This window comes from Pseudomonas sp. DCA-1, from assembly GCF_046523955.1.
GTDB classification, from domain to species: domain Bacteria; phylum Pseudomonadota; class Gammaproteobacteria; order Pseudomonadales; family Pseudomonadaceae; genus Aquipseudomonas; species Aquipseudomonas putida_Y.
In genome coordinates, this window is sequence record NZ_CP169881.1 from 5032680 (window position 1) to 5055931 (window position 23252).

Annotated in this window: 30 protein-coding genes; all 30 read right to left on the minus strand. The window is 61.6% G+C overall.

The genetic code is table 11. The features are described 5' to 3' along the window. Window position 1 precedes the first annotated feature (1 nt). The 30 genes from ACE4QZ_RS23715 to ACE4QZ_RS23860 all read right to left on the minus strand — a co-directional run bounded on the left by ACE4QZ_RS23715 (window position 2) and on the right by ACE4QZ_RS23860 (window position 23128). Window positions 2-874: a hypothetical protein gene (locus ACE4QZ_RS23715; protein ID WP_410480204.1), complete on the minus strand. Its 873-nt coding sequence runs from the start codon at window positions 872-874 to the stop codon at window positions 2-4. Next, complete coding sequence (locus ACE4QZ_RS23720; protein WP_392469757.1) at window positions 874-1188, minus strand: hypothetical protein; 315 nt, start codon at window positions 1186-1188, stop codon at window positions 874-876. Before ACE4QZ_RS23720 ends, ACE4QZ_RS23715 begins: the two co-directional genes overlap by 1 nt. Continuing rightward, window positions 1185-5342: a DUF1983 domain-containing protein gene (locus ACE4QZ_RS23725; RefSeq protein WP_410480205.1), complete on the minus strand. Its 4158-nt coding sequence runs from the start codon at window positions 5340-5342 to the stop codon at window positions 1185-1187. Before ACE4QZ_RS23725 ends, ACE4QZ_RS23720 begins: the two co-directional genes overlap by 4 nt. Window positions 5343-5398: 56 nt before the next feature. Then, window positions 5399-6001: a tail assembly protein gene (locus tag ACE4QZ_RS23730; RefSeq protein ID WP_103444140.1), complete on the minus strand. Its 603-nt coding sequence runs from the start codon at window positions 5999-6001 to the stop codon at window positions 5399-5401. Between the two features lie 57 nt (window positions 6002-6058). After that, entirely contained in the window at window positions 6059-6415 is a 357-nt protein-coding gene (locus tag ACE4QZ_RS23735) for a hypothetical protein (RefSeq protein ID WP_146048248.1), read from the minus strand. Window positions 6416-6444: 29 nt separating this feature from the next. Further along, on the minus strand, window positions 6445-7200 hold the full coding sequence (locus ACE4QZ_RS23740; RefSeq protein ID WP_103444139.1) for a C40 family peptidase: 756 nt from the start codon (window positions 7198-7200) through the stop codon (window positions 6445-6447). A gap of 2 nt (window positions 7201-7202) precedes the next feature. Continuing rightward, window positions 7203-7952 carry a phage minor tail protein L gene (locus ACE4QZ_RS23745; protein WP_103444138.1) on the minus strand — a complete coding sequence of 250 codons (750 nt, stop codon included), beginning with the start codon at window positions 7950-7952 and terminating at the stop codon, window positions 7203-7205. After that, window positions 7949-8287 (minus strand): phage tail protein, encoded by a 339-nt coding sequence (locus tag ACE4QZ_RS23750; RefSeq protein ID WP_021784893.1) that lies wholly within the window; start codon window positions 8285-8287, stop codon window positions 7949-7951. Before ACE4QZ_RS23750 ends, ACE4QZ_RS23745 begins: the two co-directional genes overlap by 4 nt. Then, window positions 8287-11577, minus strand: coding sequence for a phage tail tape measure protein (locus ACE4QZ_RS23755; RefSeq protein ID WP_410480206.1), 3291 nt, complete (start codon window positions 11575-11577; stop codon window positions 8287-8289). Before ACE4QZ_RS23755 ends, ACE4QZ_RS23750 begins: the two co-directional genes overlap by 1 nt. A 48-nt stretch (window positions 11578-11625) precedes the next feature. Next, window positions 11626-11844 carry a hypothetical protein gene (locus ACE4QZ_RS23760; RefSeq protein WP_050439958.1) on the minus strand — a complete coding sequence of 73 codons (219 nt, stop codon included), beginning with the start codon at window positions 11842-11844 and terminating at the stop codon, window positions 11626-11628. A 14-nt stretch (window positions 11845-11858) separates the two neighbouring features. Beyond that, entirely contained in the window at window positions 11859-12203 is a 345-nt protein-coding gene (locus tag ACE4QZ_RS23765) for a hypothetical protein (protein WP_021784896.1), read from the minus strand. Window positions 12204-12243: 40 nt separating this feature from the next. Continuing rightward, the gene (locus ACE4QZ_RS23770; RefSeq protein ID WP_410480207.1) at window positions 12244-12744 is read right to left on the minus strand and encodes a hypothetical protein; all 501 of its coding nucleotides are present in this window, start codon (window positions 12742-12744) and stop codon (window positions 12244-12246) included. 53 nt (window positions 12745-12797) lie between these two features. Next, window positions 12798-13184, minus strand: a complete 387-nt coding sequence (locus tag ACE4QZ_RS23775) for a DUF3168 domain-containing protein (protein ID WP_028698312.1) — start codon at window positions 13182-13184, stop codon at window positions 12798-12800. Then, window positions 13177-13677 (minus strand): HK97 gp10 family phage protein, encoded by a 501-nt coding sequence (locus ACE4QZ_RS23780; protein ID WP_028698313.1) that lies wholly within the window; start codon window positions 13675-13677, stop codon window positions 13177-13179. Before ACE4QZ_RS23780 ends, ACE4QZ_RS23775 begins: the two co-directional genes overlap by 8 nt. A 3-nt stretch (window positions 13678-13680) precedes the next feature. Beyond that, on the minus strand, window positions 13681-13851 hold the full coding sequence (locus ACE4QZ_RS23785; protein ID WP_181004839.1) for a hypothetical protein: 171 nt from the start codon (window positions 13849-13851) through the stop codon (window positions 13681-13683). A gap of 8 nt (window positions 13852-13859) precedes the next feature. Beyond that, a complete protein-coding gene (locus tag ACE4QZ_RS23790) occupies window positions 13860-14186 on the minus strand; it encodes a phage head closure protein (RefSeq protein WP_103444135.1) in 327 nt (108 codons plus the stop codon). Continuing rightward, a complete protein-coding gene (locus ACE4QZ_RS23795) occupies window positions 14183-14500 on the minus strand; it encodes a head-tail connector protein (protein WP_103444134.1) in 318 nt (105 codons plus the stop codon). The genes ACE4QZ_RS23790 and ACE4QZ_RS23795 overlap by 4 nt, the downstream gene beginning before the upstream one ends. Then, entirely contained in the window at window positions 14493-14774 is a 282-nt protein-coding gene (locus tag ACE4QZ_RS23800; protein WP_258035613.1) for a HeH/LEM domain-containing protein, read from the minus strand. Before ACE4QZ_RS23800 ends, ACE4QZ_RS23795 begins: the two co-directional genes overlap by 8 nt. 38 nt (window positions 14775-14812) lie before the next feature. Continuing rightward, window positions 14813-16015 carry a phage major capsid protein gene (locus tag ACE4QZ_RS23805; RefSeq protein WP_103444133.1) on the minus strand — a complete coding sequence of 401 codons (1203 nt, stop codon included), beginning with the start codon at window positions 16013-16015 and terminating at the stop codon, window positions 14813-14815. Between the two features lie 10 nt (window positions 16016-16025). Next, the gene (locus ACE4QZ_RS23810; protein WP_103444132.1) at window positions 16026-16679 is read right to left on the minus strand and encodes an HK97 family phage prohead protease; all 654 of its coding nucleotides are present in this window, start codon (window positions 16677-16679) and stop codon (window positions 16026-16028) included. Then, window positions 16657-17868 (minus strand): phage portal protein, encoded by a 1212-nt coding sequence (locus ACE4QZ_RS23815; protein WP_103444131.1) that lies wholly within the window; start codon window positions 17866-17868, stop codon window positions 16657-16659. Before ACE4QZ_RS23815 ends, ACE4QZ_RS23810 begins: the two co-directional genes overlap by 23 nt. Beyond that, a complete protein-coding gene (locus tag ACE4QZ_RS23820; RefSeq protein ID WP_101196097.1) occupies window positions 17868-18077 on the minus strand; it encodes a hypothetical protein in 210 nt (69 codons plus the stop codon). Before ACE4QZ_RS23820 ends, ACE4QZ_RS23815 begins: the two co-directional genes overlap by 1 nt. Beyond that, the gene (locus ACE4QZ_RS23825; protein WP_101196098.1) at window positions 18074-19873 is read right to left on the minus strand and encodes a terminase large subunit; all 1800 of its coding nucleotides are present in this window, start codon (window positions 19871-19873) and stop codon (window positions 18074-18076) included. The genes ACE4QZ_RS23820 and ACE4QZ_RS23825 overlap by 4 nt, the downstream gene beginning before the upstream one ends. After that, window positions 19827-20285: a phage terminase small subunit P27 family gene (locus tag ACE4QZ_RS23830; protein WP_177433146.1), complete on the minus strand. Its 459-nt coding sequence runs from the start codon at window positions 20283-20285 to the stop codon at window positions 19827-19829. The genes ACE4QZ_RS23825 and ACE4QZ_RS23830 overlap by 47 nt, the downstream gene beginning before the upstream one ends. A gap of 130 nt (window positions 20286-20415) precedes the next feature. After that, complete coding sequence (locus ACE4QZ_RS23835) at window positions 20416-20742, minus strand: HNH endonuclease (protein WP_101196099.1); 327 nt, start codon at window positions 20740-20742, stop codon at window positions 20416-20418. Next, the gene (locus ACE4QZ_RS23840; RefSeq protein WP_181004838.1) at window positions 20742-20900 is read right to left on the minus strand and encodes a hypothetical protein; all 159 of its coding nucleotides are present in this window, start codon (window positions 20898-20900) and stop codon (window positions 20742-20744) included. The genes ACE4QZ_RS23835 and ACE4QZ_RS23840 overlap by 1 nt, the downstream gene beginning before the upstream one ends. Before the next feature lie 3 nt (window positions 20901-20903). After that, window positions 20904-21101 carry a hypothetical protein gene (locus ACE4QZ_RS23845; RefSeq protein WP_101196100.1) on the minus strand — a complete coding sequence of 66 codons (198 nt, stop codon included), beginning with the start codon at window positions 21099-21101 and terminating at the stop codon, window positions 20904-20906. A 48-nt stretch (window positions 21102-21149) separates the two neighbouring features. Next, window positions 21150-21476 carry a phage holin family protein gene (locus ACE4QZ_RS23850; protein WP_103444130.1) on the minus strand — a complete coding sequence of 109 codons (327 nt, stop codon included), beginning with the start codon at window positions 21474-21476 and terminating at the stop codon, window positions 21150-21152. A gap of 63 nt (window positions 21477-21539) precedes the next feature. Then, a complete protein-coding gene (locus ACE4QZ_RS23855) occupies window positions 21540-22556 on the minus strand; it encodes a hypothetical protein (RefSeq protein ID WP_103444129.1) in 1017 nt (338 codons plus the stop codon). A gap of 269 nt (window positions 22557-22825) precedes the next feature. Beyond that, complete coding sequence (locus tag ACE4QZ_RS23860) at window positions 22826-23128, minus strand: hypothetical protein (RefSeq protein ID WP_103444128.1); 303 nt, start codon at window positions 23126-23128, stop codon at window positions 22826-22828. Window positions 23129-23252: the final 124 nt, after the last annotated feature.

Genomic DNA, 23252 nt, shown 5'->3' on the forward strand with positions numbered 1-23252 from the left:
ATTAGTTGAATGGAAATGGCAGGTTGTCCGTCTTGATGACGAGCGCCTGCGGGTATCGATCGGTGGGGATGTCGAAATAGCTGGTGGCAGCAGTAGTGCTGTAAATCATCGTGGTGCGCGCAGCGTCGCAGGCCATGAAGTAGATGCCTCCGGCTGCACCATATGCGCCATCCATGTGCGCTTGCATGCTCCCGCGAGCCGGGAATGGCGAGCCTGGCGAAGACATATCATCCATGATCCCTTGCCCGAGCGAGCGTGAAAAGGTCGTGCTAGCAGCGAACTCACCCGATCCTATCGCGATAAAGATCCTCGCCACGCAGTAGTAGGGGCCGCTACTGATAAACCTGGTAGCCTGCTTGGTCGCGCCGGCGAAAGGAACGCCGTACATGGCAATACCGTTGATTACCGTCGGTGTTGGGGGTGGTGGCGCATTTATCCTGGCGACGATATTGAGCGGATACTGCAGAGAGTTAAAGGTGAGCACGCCGGATTCGTCGTAGCACTTTAGGCCGGCCCCATTCAGCGTGTTCCGCATGGTGTCGAAGTAGTAGAACTTCGTTGAGGGGCTGGCCCCGATGAAGTAGAACGTCGTGGTGTCACCTGACTTTGAGGATCCGCAAGAGATCCCCGAACCCGTGATGAATACGATCGGCGCTACTGCCCCCGTAACGCTGAAACCGTGGACTGCATCGGTAATCGACGACTCTGCATAACTGCTCCCTTCATTGGGTGGCAACTGGGCTGAGCGATGATAGAGGCGTGGCCAATTGACCTGGAACGAGAGATAGCCGCTTTTAAGAAGACCGTAAGTAATCTTCTCGGTATCGAACAGTAACTGCCCGTTCTCCTTGTAAACCTTCAGACCTGCTGACATTAGTAGTAGCCATAGTGAATGCGGCAGTTGAGTGAGTAGAATCCCCAGCCGCCGGCGTATGAGTACTGCCAAGCCAGGGTGGCGGCGGAGGCCCCCACGGCCAGGGTCACCCCTGGCCGCTTGCCGAGGTACTTGTTCTGGGCGGAAAGCTCGGTGATGGCGTAGAACAGCGTTCTCCCAGCCGGCGGCAGGGGAATCGAGAGCGACCCATTGGCCGCCCCCGTATCCACGTAACCCATCATCTGGCTGATCGAACTGGTCATATCCAGCAGCGCCAAGCCGCTCGGGTCGTAGACCTTCAGGCCTGCCGTCATACGCTCACTCCCAGGTCAATCGCCAGGTTGCCGTTGGCGTGGTAGATGCGCAGCCGCTGGTTGTTGATCAGCAAGCGCCCCTGCCCTGCCACCATGCCGTTGATCTCGAACGTCCCGCTCTTGTTCAGGATCCAGCCTTGCTGGCCGGCCACGTAGTTGGTCGAACTGATGTAGCTGCCGATCTTGGCATTCGTAATGGTGCCGTCTTGGATGAAGGCCTCATTCATGAACACCTGCCCGCCCTGTACCGCGAACGGCGAGGAAAGCGTACCGTTGATGCCGTTGACCACCGCGAAGAGGTCTGCCGATACAAGGAACTTGCTCTGCAGCCCGGCCGGACCGTTCTCGATGCCGAGGCCAATGCCCGCGGCAACGTACTGGCCTTGGGCATTGACCTGCATCTTGACCGACCACATGGTGCTGGCTTTGTCGTCAAGTGCAGCCAAGGCCTGGCTGGTGACCTGCACCGAGGCGCTGGTTTTCTGTATCTCACCGTTGGCTTTATCGAGCGCCGAATTGAACGACACCTCCAGCGTTTCGGTTTTCTTCGCCTGGGCGTCAATTGCGGTGGCCCGCGTCTTCGACTCCTCGGCGATCTTGGCAGTGCTTTCCCAAGCCTTCAGCGACCCGGCAAGCTCACCCTCGGCGTTGTCGTCCCGCCCAGCCGTGTACACCGCCTCAATATTGGTGCGCATCGAGGCAACTGCCTGGTTGGTGTCTGCCTGGGCCTGCTCCACGGTCTGGATCTTGCCGGTGTTCTCGTCCACTTGGGCGCTGACGGTTTCGACCAATAGGCCCAACGCCTCGTCCGCATCCGCCCGAACAGTCGCCTCGTTCTCTACAGCCGCTTCCCGCGCCTGACGCTCGCCTGTCACCGCGCCGTCACGGTCAAGCTTCTCCTGATCGAGTGCCTGATTAGCGGCATCGACCCGTGCATTGACCGATTGGAGGCGCGAGGCAGTCGAGCTTTCGTTGTCGGTGACTGTGGTCTCCAGCTGCGAAATGCTCGCGGTGTTTCCGGCCACCTTGGTATTGACCTCGGTGAGTCGGCTGGCCGTCGCGCTCTCGTTGGTAGCCACCGTGCGCTCCAAGGACCGGACGCTTGCGATGTTGTCATCGACGCGCGACTCCACCACCACCAGCCTGGTGGCCATGGCTTCGTTCTGCGTTGCGCGCGTGCGCGTCTCTTCCGAGACCTTGGCAAGCGTATCCCAGCCCCGTAGCGCATCAGTGAGCGCGCCTTCCGGGTTTTCGTCGCGGTACGCCGACTGCACGGCCTGAAGCATGGCCGCGTTCACCGTCACTTTCCCATCAACCGTCGCGATGTCCGTGGTGTTCTTGGTCACCGCCTGCGCCAGGCCATTTGCCGCCGAGGCAATGCTGCCGATATCGACCCAGTAAGCCGGGTTCGGCGGGGCGTTGCTGCCGTTGGCCGCCGCCGGTACCGGCGCAATGGCCATGTACAAGCGCTGTCCGCTGCGCACGGCGTCGTCCTTGGCGTAAGCGTTGGTAGCCACGTACTCGAGCGGGTCGGTCAAATCAGTGATCAGGTCCTCCAGCTCCTGCTTGGCCGCCTCGATACGGCCATTCACCGACTCCGGGCCTTCGCCGGAAATCTTCTCGATTTCGCTCAGCAGATTCTGCCCAAGCTCGCTCTCGGTGATCTGGCCACTGATCAGCTCGAGCACCGGGCTGGCATCCGCCCCAGACTGGCCAAGCACGCCATTGCCAGTCGGGTACCATGGGCCGATGTTGCCGGTTCGGTCCACCAGGCGCGCCCAGAAGAAGAACGACACACCGGCCTTCAGGCCTTGCATTACGTGCTCGGTCTGCGGGTAGGCCAGGTCGGCGAGCTTCGTTGCTGCCTCCAGGCTGTTCGTTGGGCTGTACCAGATCTCTGTCCGCTGGGTGTCCTCGGCACCAGGTGGGATGCCCCATTTCAACGAGATGCCGAAGACGATCGAGGTGGCCGCCAAGTATGTGACCGCCGGCGGCACCCCCTCCTTTCCCTTCAGCTCAGTGAGCGTCGAGTCACGCCAGATCGACGTTATGTCGAACGAGCTGACGGCTCGAACCCTGGCCAGGTAGGCGCCAGCATAGATGCCCACCACATCGATCGAGTTTGCACCGGTACGCTGCAGGCGGATCCAGTTGCCGTTGTCCTTGCGCCACTCCACATCGTAAGCAACCGCCCCCTGGACCGCCGGCCAGCTGATGGTCATGGTGCTGACAGCGATCCCCTGATCCACGGCGTAGGCCGAAGTCAGCGACACGCTGGCCGGCGGCGGTACGGTAGTGACCGGAATGACGCTGATCGGGCGCTCGTCCAACTTGGCGCCGGTGTCGATTGCTGCGAACTTGCTTGGGTTGAACTCGAGCGCAGTGATCTCGTACTCGCCTTCCTGGGTGCGGGTGGTCTTCAGCACGCGGAACAGCTGCACCGCCAGGTCTTCGTAGTCGATTGCCCACTGCAGCTCGGGCTCTGGCTGCACGCTGTATTCAGTCGTTACCGTCACCGCGCGCCCGGCCACAGACTGCACGGTGCGCGCCTGGGCGGTGCCGTTGGGCAGGTTCACGATTAAGCGGTCACCTGCCTTGATCGGCGTGTCGCGATCGAGGGTGACCACACGGCCGGCAGCGGACGAGATCCGGCCACCGTTCGGGCGGCCGGCCACCAGCTCATCCGCCACCGGGATGACAAACCCAGGCAGCGGAATGCGGCCCTCCATGCCAGTCTTGAAGGTAACAGTCCGGTCCTGGCTGTTGCTCAGCAGTGCCCACTTCCCCCGGCGCTGGGCTTCGGAGGCGCGCGTGCAGCCGATGGCCGAGATCTCGATCGGCCGGTCGCGGTACCGCCGCTGCAGCGCCAGGTCGGTCACCGGGATCACATCGGTGTCGTAGTTGTTGGCAGGGTTGTCGTAGCTGACCAGGGCGCGGCTGTAGTGGGTGTTGCGCTCGGCCCCGCCATACACGAACTCGCCGTCAATGACGTTGGCTCGGGTGAACACATAGTCGATGTCCTGAGCGCGCGGCATGTCTGCCTGCATGAACAGCGAGCCGTGGGCCCAGTACACCATGCCGCGGTAAATGGCCGAAAGGTCGCGCAGCAGCGTCCAGGCCTCGGCGCGGCCCTGCAGGTTCATGTCGCACAAGTAGCGCGGCTCCTGCCCGCCTACTCCATCCGGCACCAATTGGTCGCAGTATTGGGCGATGCGGTACATCTCCCACTTGTCGACCATCCACGACTTGATGCGCTTGCCCAGGCCAAAACGGTCCTCGACACACAGGCCGTAGGTGACGAACGCCGGGTTGTTGGTCCAGGCCTGCTTGAAGGTGCCGTCCCACACGCCCGTATAGGTGCGGGTTTCCGGGTCGTAGTTGCTTGGTACCGGCCAGCGCTTGGCCTTGCAATCGACAGTTACAGCCGGGATGTTCTGGAACTGCTGGGCATCGAACTCGATGTACAGAAGCGCGGTGTTCGGGTACCGCAGCTTTTCATCGATGATTTCGGTGTAGCCGGCGATGGTCATCGTGTCGCCGACGGTGCCGCTGTTGGCGTTCGGCGTGATGCGGCGGACACGCAGCATCCAGCCGGATGTGGCCGGGGGCAGATTCACGCGAACAGAGCGCTGGTAGCCGTTGGTGGTCTTGCCGTCGACGGCGCCGCGGTGAGCTTCGACGTATGCCCCGCCGTCGGTTGCAATGTCGATGGCATACTCGATGCGGTAACCATTGGTGTTGCCGCTACTGTCCTGCTTGACCAGGCGAGGCCAGGACATACGAACGCGCACCGCCGAGAGCTGCGTATTGCTAAGCGAGCGTGTGAACGGGTTGTCACTGCGCAGTTCGACGTTGACGGTGTTCTCGCTCTCTACCGAGGGGATGCCCTGGATGTAGTCCTGCTCAACGCTGCCACGGCGCCATTCCCACTTCACACCTGGGAAGTTCACGTTGCCACTGGCGTCCATGATTGGTGTGTTGTCGAGGTAGATATCGCGGTCGGTCGGCGTACCTTCAAACTCGCCCTCTCCGACCGCCAGCAGGATCTTCGCAATGTTAGTCGACTGAAGGCTGTCCGGAGCCTCTACCGGCGTCTTCGGCTTGCTCTCGCCGCCCTTGGCGCCGCTGATATCCAGGTGAGCTGCTGCGCCCATGCTTTCCTCCAGGCATAAAAAAACCGCCACGTGGCGGTCTGCTTACTGAATTGGCCTCAGGCCTTGTCTTGCGCTTCGATGGACGCTGAGATGATCGCCCCACCCCAGCGGCGTTTGCCGATACAGATCGGGACGGGATTGCCGCTGGCCGTGGTGTTCTTGGCGCTGCCGAAGGCGTAGCTGGGGAGATTCTCTGGGGAACCGCTCATTGTTAGCCCTTGAGCTTGTGGGCTCAGCATTTGGATCACGCCACCCAACGCCATCGAGCCGCCGCCCATGCCAACTGCGAGAGCGGTAGCAGCAGACCAGCCTAGGGGGTTCCACCAGGCCAAAGCCACGATAGCAACGCCGATGATGGTCTGAAGAAGACCGGCGCGCTTGCTGCCCGCAATTACAGGAGCAATCCGTATGTCTCCTGTGCCACCAAATCCAAGCTCTTTTTCCTCCAGGTTCCTCTCACCACGAAATATGGCGAATTCGAGCCCCTCAGCCTTGGAGTTAGCGAGGAACCGCTCGAAACCTGGAATTTGGATACAGAGGGCCTTGATCGCCTCCGCAGGAGAGCGGACAGACAGCCTGAACGACCGCCCGAACTGACGAAGTTTTCCGTACAACAGTACGGTGGTCACCGGTTGATACTCAATTGTTAAGGCGCTCATTACCTTTCTCCAGAAACAAAAAAGCCACCCGAAGGTGGCTTGAGATAAGCACATCAGTTACCGGGCACAGGCGGTAACAGCATCGGTGACTCGATCGAGCGGCGACTGCCAGGTGCGGTAGAAGTGGTAACGAACAGTAGAACCCGCACCGTTCGGCTCAATATCGACAAGATGCAGTGGTGCCTGTGCGTCAGGTGCGAGAACTGAGTAACGTGCTCCAGATGACTGCAGGATGCCACCGACGCTTGCTCCTAGCACCGTTGTGCTCTGCCAGCTATCGCGAATGCACTCCGCAACCTGTTGGGCGGATTTCTGAGAACTCAAGGTCAGAAGTGGCGGATTACTTCGTGTTTCAGCAACGCTCGCGCAACCAGTCAGCAATGCCAGCCCAAACGCACCGAACAGAATTCGCATGTCATCCCTCCCTGAAAACAGGGAATGTATCACTTGGCGAGGCGATGACGCAGCACCAGCCGCGTCCGGTCGAGCCATGGCCCGCCGAACACAACGATTTCTGATGGCCGCCCCAGCAGATGGTGCAGCATGAACGGGCCAGGCCCGAAGACCTCCGCCGCTTCCTCCGGCAGCCGAGCGTCAGCGCCCAGGTAGATGCCGGCGTGGTTCGGGTGAGCCGTGCGGCCCACGGCCATGACGATCATATCGCCGCGCTGCGGCTGGCTGACCGGGTAGAAGCCGGCTGCCTCATAGGCCTGCTCGTAGAGACTCGGGCCGTCTGCCTGCTCCCACCAGCCCTCTTGCCGGGTATAGACCGGGAAATCCAGGCCCCACTCCCGCTTGTACCAGTCCGCACAGACCTGCCAGCAGTCCCAGGCGCCGTGCACGAACGGCCGCCCGAGCAACGGCGCATGGCCGGTGGGCGTGACGGTGCGCAGGTCGCCCTCCGGCCAGGACAGGATGTACCAGGGCAGCCCAGTTGCCTCGCACATAGCCAGGTCACGGGGTGACGGCCGGCTGGTGGCATCTGGATGCGAGTGAACGATGCCGATCACCTCGCCCTGGTCTTCTACCGCCGCGTACTGCTCCGGCGAGATGCGGAATTCCTCTGCAGGATCGGTAGCGGTGTTGTCGCATGGGATGTACCGCTGGGTGCGTCCCACGGTCATGAGCAACCCGCAACATTCCCGCGGGTATTCCGCCGCGGCGTGCGCTTGCACGGCGGCCAGGATGTGTTTGCGCATGTTCAGCTCCGTGCGATGAGGGAGACGGCCGGGAAGCCGCCAAAGGGCAGTTGGTTGCCCTGGCCAAAGCGGACGGTGCAGCCTGAGTCCAGGCAACCGTTGCACTGGTCCCTGACCGGGTCATCCGTTGGGTTGCCGTCCAAGTCGTAGTAGGGTCCGGTGTATCCGCAGTTCGGACCACGATAGCCGGCGGTCATGGCCCAGTGGCATAGCTGGGTCATCTGTCGGCCGATCGTCTCCCCGCCCACGTCGCCCGGGCTGGCCAGCTCCCAAGACACAGTGGAGCCGTTCTCGGACACCTTTTGGTCGATGTACCAGACCTCGATGGCTTCCTCGGTCGGGTCGGCATCCGGGTTGCCAGCCGGAAAATTCACCGCATCCAGGTATCGCGCCATCGTGTGGCGCATGGTCAGCTTGAACTCGAGCAGGTTGTCGAAGGCCACGCACAGCGCCGTGATCCTACCGTTGACGTTGCCAACCGTCAGCGTTGGGCGCACGGCGGTACCGTCCGAGTTCGCTTCGATGCCCTCGATCTGCATGGGCCAAGCGCCATACTCGTTGCCCTGCCACCAGATCGACTTAGCCGGTAACTGGTCGGCGTTCGCGCCAGCCGCTGCAAGCTCCCCGGGTGTGTGCGGTATTGCGTGCCCATGGAAGCGCAGCATGTCCGCTCCGAAGTCGGAGCCGTCCAGCTCGAACAACAGGATTTCTGCGCCCGGTTCCAGCTTCTGCAACTGAGTAATCAAGCTCATGGATGAAATGCTCGTTCAAAGGTGGCTGTCAGCACCGCCACACCGCCCGGCTTTCGCTGCTGCCGGAACGTCTCGCACCGGTACAGCCCCAGAACACCCTCGGGGTTCGTCCAAAGAAAGGACGTGGCGCCCCGGTGCCGCCGGATGAACGCCAGGATAGGCGCGACCTCGTCAGCCAGACCGCCGAACGACAGCGCCCAGCTGTCAGACTCAGCGTTCAGACCATCAGTGGACACCTGGGCGTAGTTGTCACCGAACTGTGATTTGCGGGTGCGCAAGGTGCTGTCACCGCTCGCCTCATCATCTGGCGTCCAGGTGAAGGTTTCGATCGCCATCAGCGTCTCCCGTTACTATTTCGATAGCTCACGCCGCCGGCGCGCCAGGAAGCGGCAATGGCTCGCTCGGCCACTCCCTGCATCTGCTGCTGAAGATTCTGCTGAAGCGCGGCGCTGTCCAGCTCCATGCCGTCAGCGCTCCGGTCTTCAACGTTCACCGAAACCGGCACGTTTAGCTGAACCACCGTGGAACCGCCGCCATTGCCGCCAACGACCTGAACGCCAAGTGATCCGTCCGAGCCTCTGGCCAGCGGCATGATTGCCTCAGGCCCGGCCTCGCCGGCCACGCCCAGGCCGCCATTGCCCATGCCGAACATGGTCGGCGTGTTCAAAATGTTGTTGGTGGCGAACCCGGCGCCCTTGGCGAACAACTGCACGCCTCCAGACCAAGCGCCGCCCAGCGCCTGGCGGATGTACGCGCTGCCATAGCCAGCCTGAGTCGCACCAAGGTTCGACGAGACGGCACCCGCAGAACCAGGCGTCATGCCGTTACCGGACCCGCCGCCGAAATAGCTGCCGACCGCAGACACGCCCAGGCCAACCAGCCCACTCAGCAGCGAGCTGGCAGCCTGTTGGCTGGCTATTCTGGCCATGTCCGAAATCACACTGGTGGCGAAGTCCTTGAAGTTGGCCTTCCCCGTCATCGCAAAATCGGCCACGGCGTCCCGAGCCGAATTGAATCCGGTGGTGAGCATGTCATCGGTTGCGCCCGCGACGTTCGCGGCATCTGCCTGAATGTTGGCCCAGGCTCGTTTGGCGCCGTTGCGGTAGTCCCGCTGGGCCTGCAGCCTTGCTTCGAAACCGTCGACCTCCATCTGCAGCTCGCGGGCCTGGTAGTCGGCCAGGTCGGCCAGCCGCTCCTCGTAGGCCGATTGGCTCAGGCGCCGGCTGACGTCTTCCTGCTGCTCCTCCAGCTGCCGGCGCGATTCGGCGTACTTCTGGCGAACCGCGTTGAGCCGGTCGGCCTGCTCGCGCTCATCGTCCCCCATTCCAACGCCTGACACATCTGCGTTGATGGCGTCCTGGCGGGCCTGAAGCACCACCTCCATGGCCTTACGGTAGGCCTCGGCGCTGTTACGCCGGATCTCCGCCAGCTTCTTCTCTTCTTCTGCCCGCTTCTGGATGGTCGTATCGGCGTACGCAGTGTTCAGGTTTTTGATGCCGAGCTCCATCTCGGCAGCGGTGATCTTGCCGGCGGCCTGAGCTTTACGCAGGCCTTGCACACCTTCTGCTAGGTCGACGAGCCGCTTCTTCTCCGGCAGGGCCCGGTCAATGATCGCGTCGAGGGCCTTGATCTCATCCTTCAGGGCCTTGGTGCGATCCTTCGTACCTTCGGTGGCATCCTTGTTGGCCTTCTTCTGCGACTCGATCGCACTGGCCGCCGATAGAATCGCTTGGCGATCGGTTTCGGTGAGGTCGGTGTTTTCCGCGATGTAGCGGTTGGCGGCCTTGGTGGCATCGCCATTGTCCTGTAGTCCGGCCAGCTGCTTCTGCAGCGTTTCAAGATAGGTCTGTCCCGCCGAGCTCATGCCAGCTTTCGCGGCGTTGTTGGCTTGGGTGGCCGAGGTGTTTTCCTCGGTGACGCCGGTGAGCACCCTAAGCGTTTCCGCGATCAGGCCTGAACGCTGGTCGGCATCGCTGACCGCGCCGGCCTGGGTGATCCACTGCTGCACCGTGCCGGCCGGCAACTGAAGCCGGTTACCGACCTCTTGCAGGATCGGCGAAAGCCCCTCGCCTGCCGACCGCGCTTCATTGAGACGATCAACCAGGCCCTGGTACTCAGCCAGCTGTCGGTTGTACTGACCGCCAGAGTCGCGCGCAGGCGCGGTAACCACGGCAGAACGAATGGACTGGGCAAGGTCGCCATAGGCGTCCTTGACCTTGTCGGTCGCAGTGACCTGCTCCTGCTGCCACTTGACCAGCGATGCTTCGCGCTGGTCCTTGTTGAGCTTTGAGAACTCCTCCCGCAGCTGGGCAACCGGCTTGTGCAGGTCTTCCAGGCTGACGCCCGCCTGATCGGCGTTGTTGCTCAGCAGCAGAAAGCTGGCAGCCGCCGTGCCGGCCAACAGGGCAAGCCCCATAGGCCCACCCAGGACGCTGAGGAGCCCTGCACTGACGGTGCGAAGACCAGCCTGTGCAGTTGCTACCGCAGCAGTAGCGGCCGCTTCGCGCTGCCGCGCCTGGGCCAGCTGGATAGACATCTGCGTCTGTACCGCAGTGCCGCGCGCCGCAGCAGCCTCGCGGGCGGCAAGAATGGTTGCGGTCTCGGCCTTGCGTTGATCGGCGAGAGCCGCCTGCACCACGGCCTCAGCCTGAGCGATACGAGCCGCCCTGTCGGCCAGCGCAGCCTTCACGGCCAGCCCGGACTTCGCCACATAGTTGGTCAGGGCTGCAACGCCCACGCCGCCCATGGCCACCGCGACCAGGTCAACGTTGTCCGCCAAGGCAATCAGCACGCTCGACAGGCCCGCAACAGCACCGGTCTGCTCTTCCATACCTCCCAAGAAGGTCTGAACGGCGTTGCCGATGTTCACCAAGGCATCCTGTACGCTGGTAGACATGTCGGCCGCAGCCTTTCGGTTGGCCTCAACAGTGCGCAGGAGCCCGGTGTTGATGGTCTCCAGGGACAGCTTGCCTTCCACGCCGAGCTTGCGGATCTCCTCAGCGCTCTTGCCGGTGGCCGAAGCGATCGCTCCGACGATCGTTGGCATCGCTTCCTGAATCGATACCCAGCCATCGGCCTCGACTTTTCCGGTCTGCAGAGCCTTGGAGTAAGCGCCAAGCGCAGAACCGGCTTTGTCGGCCGACGCGGCGTTCGTCACAAGCAGGAAACTGAAGCTGTCGGTGATGTCGAGGGTCTGCTGGGTGTCATAGCCCAGGCTGCGCATCGCATCGGCGGTACGGATGTAAAGCTCTTGCGCCTCGGCCAGGGGTCGGTAGGTTTCCTGTGCGGTGCGCAGCAGGTGTTCCTGCACCGTCTGGTATTCGCCAGCACTACCAGCGGCAGCCTTCATCCGATCAGACATCTGCCCATAGGCGTCGACCTGCTTGATGATGCTGCCGATAATGCCGGCACCGGCCACAGCGGCGAAGGCGCCGCGAATGAGCACACCGGCCTGCTGCGCAGCACCTCCGGCACTGTCGAACGCGGAGTCGACCTGAGCCAGGTTGCGGTCGATCGACTGCGAGGTGCGCGCCACCACCTGGTCAGCGCTTGCCAGCTCGCGGCGCAGCTGCGCCGTGGTGGCCTCGATCTGGACCAGCATCCCTTGGACTTGTTGGTCGGCCATGCAAATCTCCAAGCACAAAAAAAAAGCCGCCCGGAGGCGGCACGCTGTCTACTGTTTGGGCCGCCCTCGCAGGAAGCTTTTCAATTTTTCCGCCACGCCCTGCCGGGTCGGTGGTTTCGCGGCGATAGCCTGGCCTTGTGTCTGGCCACGCCCTGTCCAATCGAGCCGGGCATCGAGCGCGAGCATGATGTGTGGGATCGGGGTGTGCCACGCGGTATCGGGCGGCCAGCCAAGCCAGCCGGTAGCCACGCCGAACAGGTAGTCCACGTAGCTCCCGTTCTTTACTGCGCTGTGCTGGCCGCCTCGTCCTTTCCCCGGGCGGCCACGCTCGGCGGTACCGGGTTGAGCAGCACGGTGATGAAGTCGGTCAGCTGCCCCGACACCTTGGCCACGCCCGTGCGGAACACATCGCCCGCGATGACCGCGTGCTCGTCGGGCTTGAGATTGGCGCCGGCGATGATGATGTCCGCACAGGCGGCGATGCTCATCAGCCTCATGGATTCCAGCGCCGCACGCAGCCCACCGAAGCGGGATTCGATGAGCAATGCCGCGTCCAGGGTGGGCTTGAGGGTGTAGCTGCGGCCACCGATCACGATTGTGACGGTGCCGTACAAGGCTTCGCTCATTCGGGTTCTCGCAGTAAAGGACGGGGCTCAGCCCCGCCGATCAAGAGACAGCCGGGCCGGCCGGGATTTCGATGATGTCGGTGTTGGTCGCGAACGTCATGTTGCGGCGCACCACGTTGTCAGCCGAACCTGCAGCCACGGTGTTGTTCATCACCTTCACACCGAAGTAGAAGGTGGTGGGCAGGATGGCGGGGGTGGCGGTCGGATCGCCGTCGTTGAGCGTGATCTTGACGTTGTAGTTGCCCTTGGTGCGGTCCTTGTGTGCGACCGCCACCGCTTTCTGGCCAGCATCGCCTGCGTCCAAGCCGACCGCCAGGGTCATGTTGCCGGCGTCGGCGGTGCCCTTGTACTTGCGCACGCGGCCGTCGCTCAAGGCAGTGAAGTTCACGGCGCTGAACGTGTCACCGAACTCGCCCAGGTCTTCGATCTCGCCAACTTGGACATAGGTGTCGGCCTCGTACTCGGCAAGGGAAGCTGGGGCGGTCTTGCCGCCGAACGCCAGCCGGCAGCCGGCGGCGGTGTTGAGGTTGTCATCGGCCATGGGGGTTCCTCCAAATGGCATTGGATAAAGCCGCTGCGCGGCCGGTAGGTAATTCAGTGGGTGGTGATCACACGGACGGTGATCGAGCCCTGGTAAGTAATCCCGTCGGCATCGCGCTGGGCGTCGACCTGCTCGACCCTGACGGATACAGCGCGGCCCACCTCCAGCGGCAGCCGGCGCTCGTCCAGAGCAGCGATGACTTCGGCGTTGATGCGTTTCACCTCTGCCTGGCCAACGGCACCGGACCAGACCGACAGGTACAGCAGGCGAGTTTCGCGCTTGCGACCTGAGATCGGGGTACTGTTGACCGAGACCTCACGGTCGATCGACACATAAGGCATTGGGGTATTGATGTCCGCACCGTCGTAAATCGGGCAGCTCACCTCAGCCTGCAGCCTGGCAAAGACGGCTTCCTGCAAGGCCAGCGATGGATCAGCCATTGCCTACCCCCTGGCTCGCCTTGCGCAATGTGCGCTGCACGGCCGCTTCGATGTCGGCCATCACATACTCCCGGTTAACGTCTATCGATGGGCGAAGCCACGGATGCGCCGGCCTGGCCGGGATATCCGGGTACTTGCCAAAGAAGTGCGTACCATCGCTCTTGTTGGTGACGCGCCGATTTCGATCTCCGGCCCGTTTGCCACCGGTATAACCCTTGGTGCCGTATTCGATGAAGCGCAAGTAGAAGAACCGCCGGTTGTCGCGCTTGCCGCGTATGCCGACCTGCGCGTCCAGGCCGCTTGGCGAGACGTACACCTTTAGCGCGGCGGCGGCAGCACCGGTATCCTTCGGCATCAGCTGCCGCTGCGTCTCCAAAATACGGTTTGCCGCCTCCAACATCGCCGGCTGAAGCTCGTTGTCCATCGTCCGGTGGATGTTGCGCAGCGTCCGGCGTAGCCGGATATCACCGCGAATGCTGGACCGGCGGGCCATGGCTTACTCCTTGGACTGGTCGGCCTTCGCCGGCTTGGCGGTCTTCTCTTCCACTGCCTCGGCATAGCCGCGGGCAATCAGTCCCTCGCCGTATTCCTTGGCTACATCGAACTCTTCGCCCTTCTCGCGCTCGCCAGAGGCGCCCGTCAGCGGGCCCAATGCTCGAATTTTCATGGTTCACCTCATGGGTTGGGGACGCTGGAGCACAGTAGCCGCAGCATGTCCCGTTCGTTGTTGAGTAGTGGAGCCTCGACCAAGTAGGTCATGCCTGTGCGTTTCTCGGCCAGCCTCCAACCGGCGACGATGTCCGAGCGTGGGCGGATCCGGATCTCGGCGCTGATAACCGCCTGCAGTTGCTCGGCGACAGGCGAAACCCTGCCGGTGGGCATGGCGACCTCTGCCCAGACTTCGCCGACCTCTACCCAGGTCTCTGTGAAACCGCCTGAGAGGTTCTGCTCCCTGTGTGGCTTGAACACTCGGCAGCGGTGCCGCATTGGTCCGGCTCTCATAAATTCACCCAGCGATGCGGTCGCCAAAGCGCATTGGTAGCAAGCGGCAGCTCGGTAGCGATGGTGCCGGTAGCCACAGCCTCGCGGTTTGCATACCAGTGGCCGATCAGCAGAAGCGCCCCTTGGCGTATTGCCTTGGTGATGATCAGCGCATTCCCTGCAGGATCAGGCAAGGCCTCGCCCTCGGCAATCAGACGGCGGTTCGTCCACAGCTCGAAGGTACTGATGGCGGCTTCGATATAACCTTGAATTAGGCTGTCCTCCTCGTCGCCATCAGCCCGCAGGTGCGCCTTCACGGTGGCGAGGTCAATCATTGCTCGGCACCAGGGCCTGCAGTTCTTCCTTCTTCGCGCCCGGCTCGAAAGCGATGCCTTTGGCCGTCAGCCATTCCTTCAGCTCTGGCACCTTCATCTTGAGCGGATCGCTCTCAGGAGGGCCAGAGCCGTCCAGGTACTCGGCCACGCCAAGGTGCTCGACCGCAACCAGGGCGCAGCGCTCCGACACTTCCTGCTCGCCCGTCTGGATCTCAACCACCTGGTTGCCGTCGACAGCGAACGGGAACGCCTTCTTCACGGAAATGATTGGCATAAATCCTCCAGAGTGGGCGCCCGAAGGCGCCCGCTCGATCAGGCAGCGCTCAGGGTCAGAACCTTGATCGCCTGGGAGTCGACGAGCATGCCGCCGACGCGCTTGGTGGTGTAGAAACCAACGTACGGCTTGTTGGTGTAGGGGTCGCGCAGCACGCGGGTGCCGATACGGTCGACGATGGTGTAGCCGCGCTTGAAGTCCCCGAACGAGATGGCGTTGGCATCGGCGGCCACGTCTGGCACATCCTCGTTTTCGACAATGCCGTAACCCAGCAGGGTGGATGGCTTGTCAGCTTCGAGGCCTGGGCGCCAGAGGTAGTTGCCCTGGCTGTCCTTCAGCTTACGGACATAGGCCACGGTCAGATTGGTCATCATGAACCGGGCGTTGGTGCGATAGGCCGCCTTGAGCGAGTGAATCAGGTCGATGATGTTGTCACCGGTGAAGGCGCCCGCAGTGCCGGAGATCAGCTTCTGCAACTTGCCAAAGGCACGGACTTTGTCGCTTTCGGCAACCAGCTCGTAAGCCAAATAGCCCTTCGGCTTGTTCACGCCATCGCCGCTGGTGAAGGCGGCGCCCTCCTTCTCGGAGAATTCGCGGGCCACCTCACTGTTCAGCCAGGCCTCAGCATTGAAGAAAATGTCATCCAGGCTGGTCTGGGTTGCCTGCGGGTTGGCGTAGATCTCGCCCATGAAGGCGGCGATCTGGCCCAGAGTCGGGGTGCCGGTCGCAGGACGGGCTGCGGTCTCGCCAACCCAGCCAGAACCAGCGCCACCCAGACTGACCAGACGCTTGTAGTCAGGGGTGCCCACGGTGATCTGGTTGCACACCTGGCGCATCGGCGAGGTGTCCTTCAGCAGTTCGATGATGCTGCGATCCAGCTCTTCCGGCACCGCGTAGCCGCCGTCAGCGTCATTGCCGATCTGCAGCGCCTTGGCCTGCAGGTCGCCCAGGCCGGTATCGACCCCCTTGCGAACGAACTGCATGAAAGCGGTCTTGTGCTCGCTGGCAGCTTTGGTGCCAGAGCCATCGGGGCGCTTGAGTTCCGCCAGCTCCTTCTCGAGCGCCGTCTTGAGCTCGTCGAGCTCGCCCAGCTTCTCGTTCAGGCTATCGACCTGGCCAGAGAGTTTGCCCTTCTCGGCCTCCAGGCCATCGATGCGTTTGTCGTTGTTCTTCTTGAACTCTTCGAACTTCGCGCCGAGGGCTTCGGCAACGTCGTCGATGTCTTTCTTTTCCACAGCCATGAGAGGCTCCTTACATTTTGTCCAAAAGGGATTTCAGGGATTGAAGTGCTTCTTCGGCACCCGCCTCTCGCGGTGAAACTGCGCCGTAGCCTTTGGCCATGAAGGCCTTGGCCTGGGAGCCAGAAAACCCTACCTCTCGCAGGGCTCGCTCCACTTTGCTGGGCGGCGGGGTTTCGCCGCGGGCCAGCAGAGATTTCACGTCGGTGATCCGGGCCTCATCGTTGGCCGGGAAGGTGACCAGGGAAACCTCCCACAGGTCGATCGCCTTTAGCAGCCAGATGCCCTTTTCCTTGTCGTACTCGTAGTCATCGAGCATGTAGCCGATCGACATACCGGTCAGGCTGCCGGCCTTCATGTGGCCGTGGGCCCGCTTGGCCAGCGGGTCGGCCTCGATCAGCAGTTGCCCCTTCACGTACAGGCCAACGTCGTCCTCGCGCATCTCGGTGTACACACCGATCGGCTCGCTCATGTTGTGCTGCCAGAGCATCGCCGGCAGTCGGCCCTTTTCCTTCCATTTGGCCAAGCTCGCCGCGAAGGCGCCGCGGACAACCACGTCTCCGTAGCTGTCTTCGACGCCGAACACCGAGCCGTATCCCTCGAACTCGCCGCTGTCGCTGACCGACTTGATGGTCAACGGCAGGTCAAGGCGCTGCTTTGTCTGCATCGTCGTCAGCCTCTGGTTTGGTGGTCATGTTCAGCGGGGTCAGGTACACATCGCCGCCTTCCCGCGGGTTCATGTCCTCAAGGTCGCGGCATTCGTTGGGGCATAAAATGCTCCACTGAATGCCCTTCGCGTACGCATCGAACCGCCCCTTCATGTCGCCCCGCATCAGCGCGCCGGCATTGAACTTGGCGTAATGGGTCAGGCGGTCCTTCTCGTTGAGCAGGCCGACCTGAATCCGGTGCTCGACGCGCGTGATGATCGGCACCAGCGAGTAGTTCACGAAGTTCATGCCCATCTGCTCAACGTTGTTGAGCGTCATCTTGTCCATATTCGCCACTAGGTGTGGCGGTACGCGGAAGAGGCCGCACAGCTGCGCCTCGGTCATGCGCTTGGATTCGATGAACTGGGCGTCCTGGGCGTTCAGGCTGATGGGTTTCCAGTCCAGGCCCATCTCCAGAATCATGGGTTTGTAGGCGTTCGCTGCCCCCATGTGCTCGCCCTGGAACTCCTCCTTCAGTCGAGCGAATGCTTCGTCAGTGAGCGTCTGTTCGGTGCGCAGTACCCCGCTGGTGACGGCGCCGTTGGTGAACAGCTTGCCGGCATGGGCATCCATTGCCTGGCCAAGCCCAAGTGTCTGGCGGGCGTAGGCGATCGGGTTCAGGCCGTTCAGTCCATCCAGCGTGAACAGCCGGACGTGCCAGATCTCTTTCTGCGAAAGCGTTTTCTGTCCAGTCTTGAAATCGACCTTGTACTCAACCGTCCAGTCGTCGTTAAGTTTCGGTTGGACGATGTCGGGATTGAGCGGGAGAAGCTCGACAACATTGCCGAGGGCCTCGACCTTGTAGGCGTAGAAGTTGCCGCGCAGACACAGGCACGCAACCAGCATTTCCCAGAATTCCTGGGAGGTCATGTAACCGTTCGGCGCCATGCTCAGCAGTGGATAAAGCCGGTGACCGGTCGCAGGCAGACGAACCTTTTCCGTCTGCTTCATCAGTCGGCATGGGAGCATGCCTATCGACTCCGCCAGCACGCGCACACAGTTGAAGACCACCAGCTGCTGCATAGCGCTGGTAGTGGTCACGCGCTGACCCGACGATGTTTCGTAGCCAGAGCCTAGGGCCTGCGCCAGTTTCTCCGGTGTGCCGATAGCCAGCGGGTTGCTCTTTCTCCCAAGAAGGGCCTTAAACATCAGTTCCCTCCTCGAATGACGGCATATGCCGACAGTGCCATGAGGATCGCCCCACACACCGACAGCGACACGGCCTCGCCAAAGCCAACCCAGAGACCGCGCGCAAGCAGGCCGAAGCCGACCATGCCGACCACATCCGGCAGGCTTTCTCGCAGGCGAGCGAGAGCAGGCACCCCGTCTTCGCGAGGCGCCTCTTGTTCAGGGATCATAGGGTTCTGATTCCGTGTTTGGTTATGTGATCCGAGAGGCTCTTTTCTGGCTTCGCCTCGGTCTGGTTTGCGGCACCGACAGCCATCGCCATGGCAACAGCGCCGTCGATGCGGCCCGTCTTCTTCCGCTTCGAGAAGATTCTGTTCTCCTGGGCATCCGCCTCCATCACTGCCGATGCCACGTTCCAGGTGAGGCACGGGTTCTCCAGTACCTGGATCTTGCCGGTGAGGATCAAGTCCTCCAGCAGGTCGATGGAGTGGGTCATCCACAGGTTCGAATCCCGGGCAGGCCGGAAACCCTGCCCATGAGGCACCAGGTTCAGCTCAATGCCTTGAGCCTCAAGCTCTGCCTCGAGGTAAGTCATGTGGTACGGGTCGAAGGCAACTGTCTTGATGTCGTACTTCGCTGCCAACTCACCCAGGCGCTTGGCCACGAAGGCGTAGTTGATTGCCTTGCCGGGAGGCGCATGAATGTGGCCGTCCTGCAGCCAAACCTCATACGGCACACCGTCGATAGCCGCCCGATCCAGCAACGTGTCCTTCGGCGTCCAGAACTCGGTGATGGCCTTCCCTGCCTCAGGGAAATAGAGGTTCAGCGCTGTCAGGTCACGCTTGCCGGAAAGGTCCAGGCCACCGAAGCAAGTCTGACCAGCCAGTTTGTCCGGATCAAACTTGGCGCAGCACGACAACCAGGTGCCGATCTCGACCCATGGGTTCGCTGCATCGACCCACTGGCAGAAGTTCAGGCGCCTGACGGTGCTGGCCTTTGCCGGCATCCCTTTCGCGTCGGTCACCTGCTCGCGCAGGTACTTCGGCTGGAACGTATGCCCCAGTGATGGGTTGGCCTTGCCCCAGCACTTCTCGTCCTTGAACGGGTCGTCGCCCTTATCAAGGGAGCAGATGAACGCAAAAAAGCTGTCGTTGAAGTGCCGGTGCCGCTTCGTCACGCCTTTTGCACCGGCCGCGCAGACGTTCACGCCGAGCTGGTGGTAGCTGTAACAGACCGACGTGCGATCGTGACCGCTGTTGGTGATCATCAGGATCAATGCCTGCCGGCGCCCTTTCGTGCCGGCCCGCATGAACTCAACGGTCTTGTTGTTCTTGTGTTCGTGCACCTCGTCGATGAGTGCACAGTGCGGGCGTGGGCCGGACTGGCCGTCGTCAGAGCTGATCGGTCGGAAGAACGAGCCGGTCGCGAGATACGCAAGGTTCCATACCTTCTCGTCACGACCCGACTTTTTGATCTTCTTGCTCAGGGCCGGCGACTGATCGACCATCGCCACGGCATCGCGGAACAGGATCATGGCCTGGTCACGCTTCGTTGCTGCCGCGTATACCTCGGCCCTCGGTTCGCCATCAGAGGTCAGGCAATACAGCCCAATCCCACCGGCGAGCGGTGATTTCCCGGAGCCTTTGCCAGACTCGATGTACACCGTCCGAAACCGCCGGAAGCCATCAGCACCCAACCACCCGAAGATCGAGCCCACAATGAACGCTTGCCACGGCAGCAGAACGAACGGCTTGCCTTCATGCTCGCCACCGTTGAGCTTGAGCACCGTGCTGAAGTACCGGATCGCCCTGCTCGCTTTCTCGATATCCCACACCAGTCCACGTTTCGGACCGTCTTCCAGGTCACGCAGGTGGCGACCGCACGCATTCCGAATATCCGGCCCGGCCAGCACCTTGCCGGATTGAACGTCTTGGGCCCAGGCGGTTACAGGGTCAACCTCGTAGGAAACCTTCTTGACCTCAGTTGAAGAACTCGTCTTCCGGGTCTTTGCTCGGGGGTTCGCCAATGGCCTGGACCTTGGAACGTGCGGCTGGGGTCATGCCGAAGTGAGTTAGGTAGGACAGAAGTCGGCGGTCAGCGTCAGCCGCCATAGCCACCGCCGGGTGCGCCTTGATCAGTCCGTTCTCGGTTGTGTAGGTGTGCCCCTCCTCCGCGATGACGTTCGTCAGTCGCCGCACCTCGGCGGCAACCTCGCACAGGCGCTCCAGGGTCTGGAGATCGGCCTCAGCCAGAACGCCCATCGAGGAAGCGAGAGGGCAGAAAACTTTCCACACGGCCTGGCCCTCCGCTGTCATGTGAGGCGGCGGTGGCTGGTAGGATGCGACGGCGAGCTGGGGTTCGCGCTTGTTTTCCCGAGCCGGGCGCGACGTTCCGGTGACCTTTTTCTGGGCCGTGGGAGCTGGCGTTCTGCCCTTCAAAAAAAAGGCTCCAATTCTGGCTTTTTGCGTAAAGAGGGTCGGTGGCGGTCTTGCTAGGCGAGAATGACTACTTTTTGACCCTCCCCTAGGGGCTGTGGCGTGCTACACCTACTCCCTTTGAGATCGGCTCTCATCTGTCGCGCCGTTGACGGTTCCAGTGGTGGTTGGGGTCGATCGGCAGGCCATTGACGTCACAGCCGACCACAACGCCAGTCTTCTCCTCACGCTGCTTGGCGCTGTCGTGGCACTGCTTGCAGAGGCTCTGCAGGTTGGCAGCGTCAAAGAACAGCGTCTCATCGCCTCGATGCGCGACGACGTGATCAGCGATCCTGGCCTCAACAGTGCGACCCTGCGCGGCACAGCGACGACACAATGGCTCAGCCTGCAACTGGTGCCAGCGCAGCTGATACCAGCGCTTGGTGTTGTAGAGGTGGTGCCAGGGTGAGTTGTTGGCCATCAGCGCACCCCTACCACGATGCCGCGCTCAATCCAGCGCATGACGCGACCGAGGTGAGGCTCGCGACCGGTTACGTGGGACACGAGCAGAACGCCAGCCAGGTAGTACTTCAGCCACCAGCGATGGCGGCAAACAATAGTTGCGGTGATACGTGCCATGGCTCACCCCTCTCGCTGCATTCCGACTTGGCGGGCGATATCGACGGCACGCTCGCGTACCTCCAGCACCTGGCCATCGAACGTGTGGACGATGGAACAGACGCCGTGCCACTGGGAGCTGGTGCCAGCCTCCTGCACGCGGGCAATGGCAGTCGTGGCCAGGTAGTGCTGGCGGCGGTTGATGTCGGTTAGGGTGATCATTGGCTACCTCGCGCCACGAAACGGCGCATCTTGATTTTGTGGCGCGGGTCACGGCCCATCGACCTTTCGCTCTGCCCAGCGCTTGCCGAGCTGGCGAGCCTGCTCGACGCCAAGCACACCGACAAAGCCAGCAGTGGCGAACGACCAGGCGATGCTGAGGCCGAACTCTTTCACGGTCAGGCCAACCACCATCACGATCAACGCGCCAAGCGTTGCCTCAATGAGCTGGCGGACTGGGCGTGTTTCCTTGCCGTCGTACTGAATACGCAGCCAGGTCAAGGCAAACGTCAGGCCCATCGCAAGGCCGTTTTCTCTCAGGGCTGTCAGTACGAGCACCCAGAAGGATGGGTCTTTCTCTGGCGGCATATGGGCCATCTCGAATCCTCCCGTTGCGGGGAGCGCAAAAAAGAAACCCGCTCAAGGCGGGCGGGGTTGGCATCAGCCGCGGTGCAACATGCCGCCTGGTCGAAGCTCTTCGCGGATGACCTGACGTACGGCGTCAACAGGGCCAGCGATCTTTTCGATCTCATCGCGCAGATCCCGAGCGAGCGTGGATTCACTGATCGTGGAGGACAGTAACCGCAGGATCTCGCCGGCAGCGCCCTTCGCGATAGCCTGCTCCATGTCGGTCTGGCCACCTTTGGGTTCGCCCTGGGCAGGATCGATGCCGAGACCAATGCCGGTGCAGACGTATTGACCGTTCGCATTCTTTTCCATGCTCACAGCGAATCGATCAGCAGCCGTCAGGAACAGGTCTGCCGGCAATGCGGTGCCTGTCTTCCAGTCCGACAGCGCATCACGCAACGCTCCGTCACTGGAGTCGTTGCGATAGATTCGGGCCTCAAGTCCAGAAATGCGGCTCTCCAAAGCCATGTCTGCCGAGGCGCGGACGCTGGCTTCCTCAACGATTTGCGCTTTGATTGCGAACTGATCAATGAAAGCCTGGCTGATGAAAACCTGATCACCCTCGACAGCAAATGGCTGTTCGGTAGACTGCTCGTCATCCATACGGCGACCCAGCCTGAAGACGACCTTGCCGCCGGACATGACGGTCACATCACCGTCCTTGATGATCACGCTCGATCCGGCCCGACGAGCAACCCGCTCTGCGGCTTCCTGAACAGTCTCGGGTCGCCGATAAGTCAGGGTGGTCCGGATATCCGAGCCGTCGCGGTCGAATGAGATATCCTCGGTCGAAAACTCAGCACTTTCGCGATACTCGACCGGGATCGCGATCACTTGATCACCGATGAACTTGTAGCGCTCAAGTGCATTGGCCGGCAGTTCGCTTTCCTCCCAGCGCCCAGCAGTGATGGTGGCCATTTGCGGTTCGCTGGGCAGGCTACCGACGGCGACACTGCTGCCGTTTATCTCAATGGCGCCGGTCTTGAAGTCGAAGAGGATGCCGGAAAACCCTGGCACATAGTTACTGGACTGATATCCACGAATTTCCACGGCATGCTCCTGAAACGAAAAAGGCCCGCCGAAATGGCGAGCCCTCAAGTAGGTCGGCCCCAGCAACACTCCCAGCTCGGGGCGATGGTTGTGGTGGAGCCGACAACGAAAAAGCCCCGGCAAACGCCGAGGCCTTAAAGATTTATGCAGGAGCTGAAAGTGAACCAACGACCTTGGATTCTTAAATCCGGCGATCCACCAGACTGCCCCACACTGCTGAACTGAAAAAGCGCCTCTAATGACAGGGCTTGCTCAATGATACTCGTAAGCTAAAAAAGGTTGGTCCAACCGTTGGACAGATCATTGGTCCTGAGGTAATTCTTCATATTCTCAACAGCTGCAATCAGATCTGACTTTTCCACGCCGTTCGTGTGGAGGGGAATGTCTTCTTGAGTCCTATAGGAGCCGTCTCGAAGCTCTTGACCTCTGCTGTCCAATGTGCCCGGCTTTATCTTGATAGCCACCAGCAGACGCTGCCGACCACCTTTGTCGGTGATAGGGGTCACTGTTATGTCAAATTTAGGTAACAGACTCTCCGCCTCGAGGAGGGCCTGTTCCACAGAAATAGTCATTTCGAGCTCCTTGCATTGTCGAGTTTCCGGAGCACCAGATGATACACAATAAAAAACCCGACGCAGTGGCCGGGTTTTATGTGTGCTGCGTGACGCTGCAAGCTGGACACGCTGCTATGAAAGC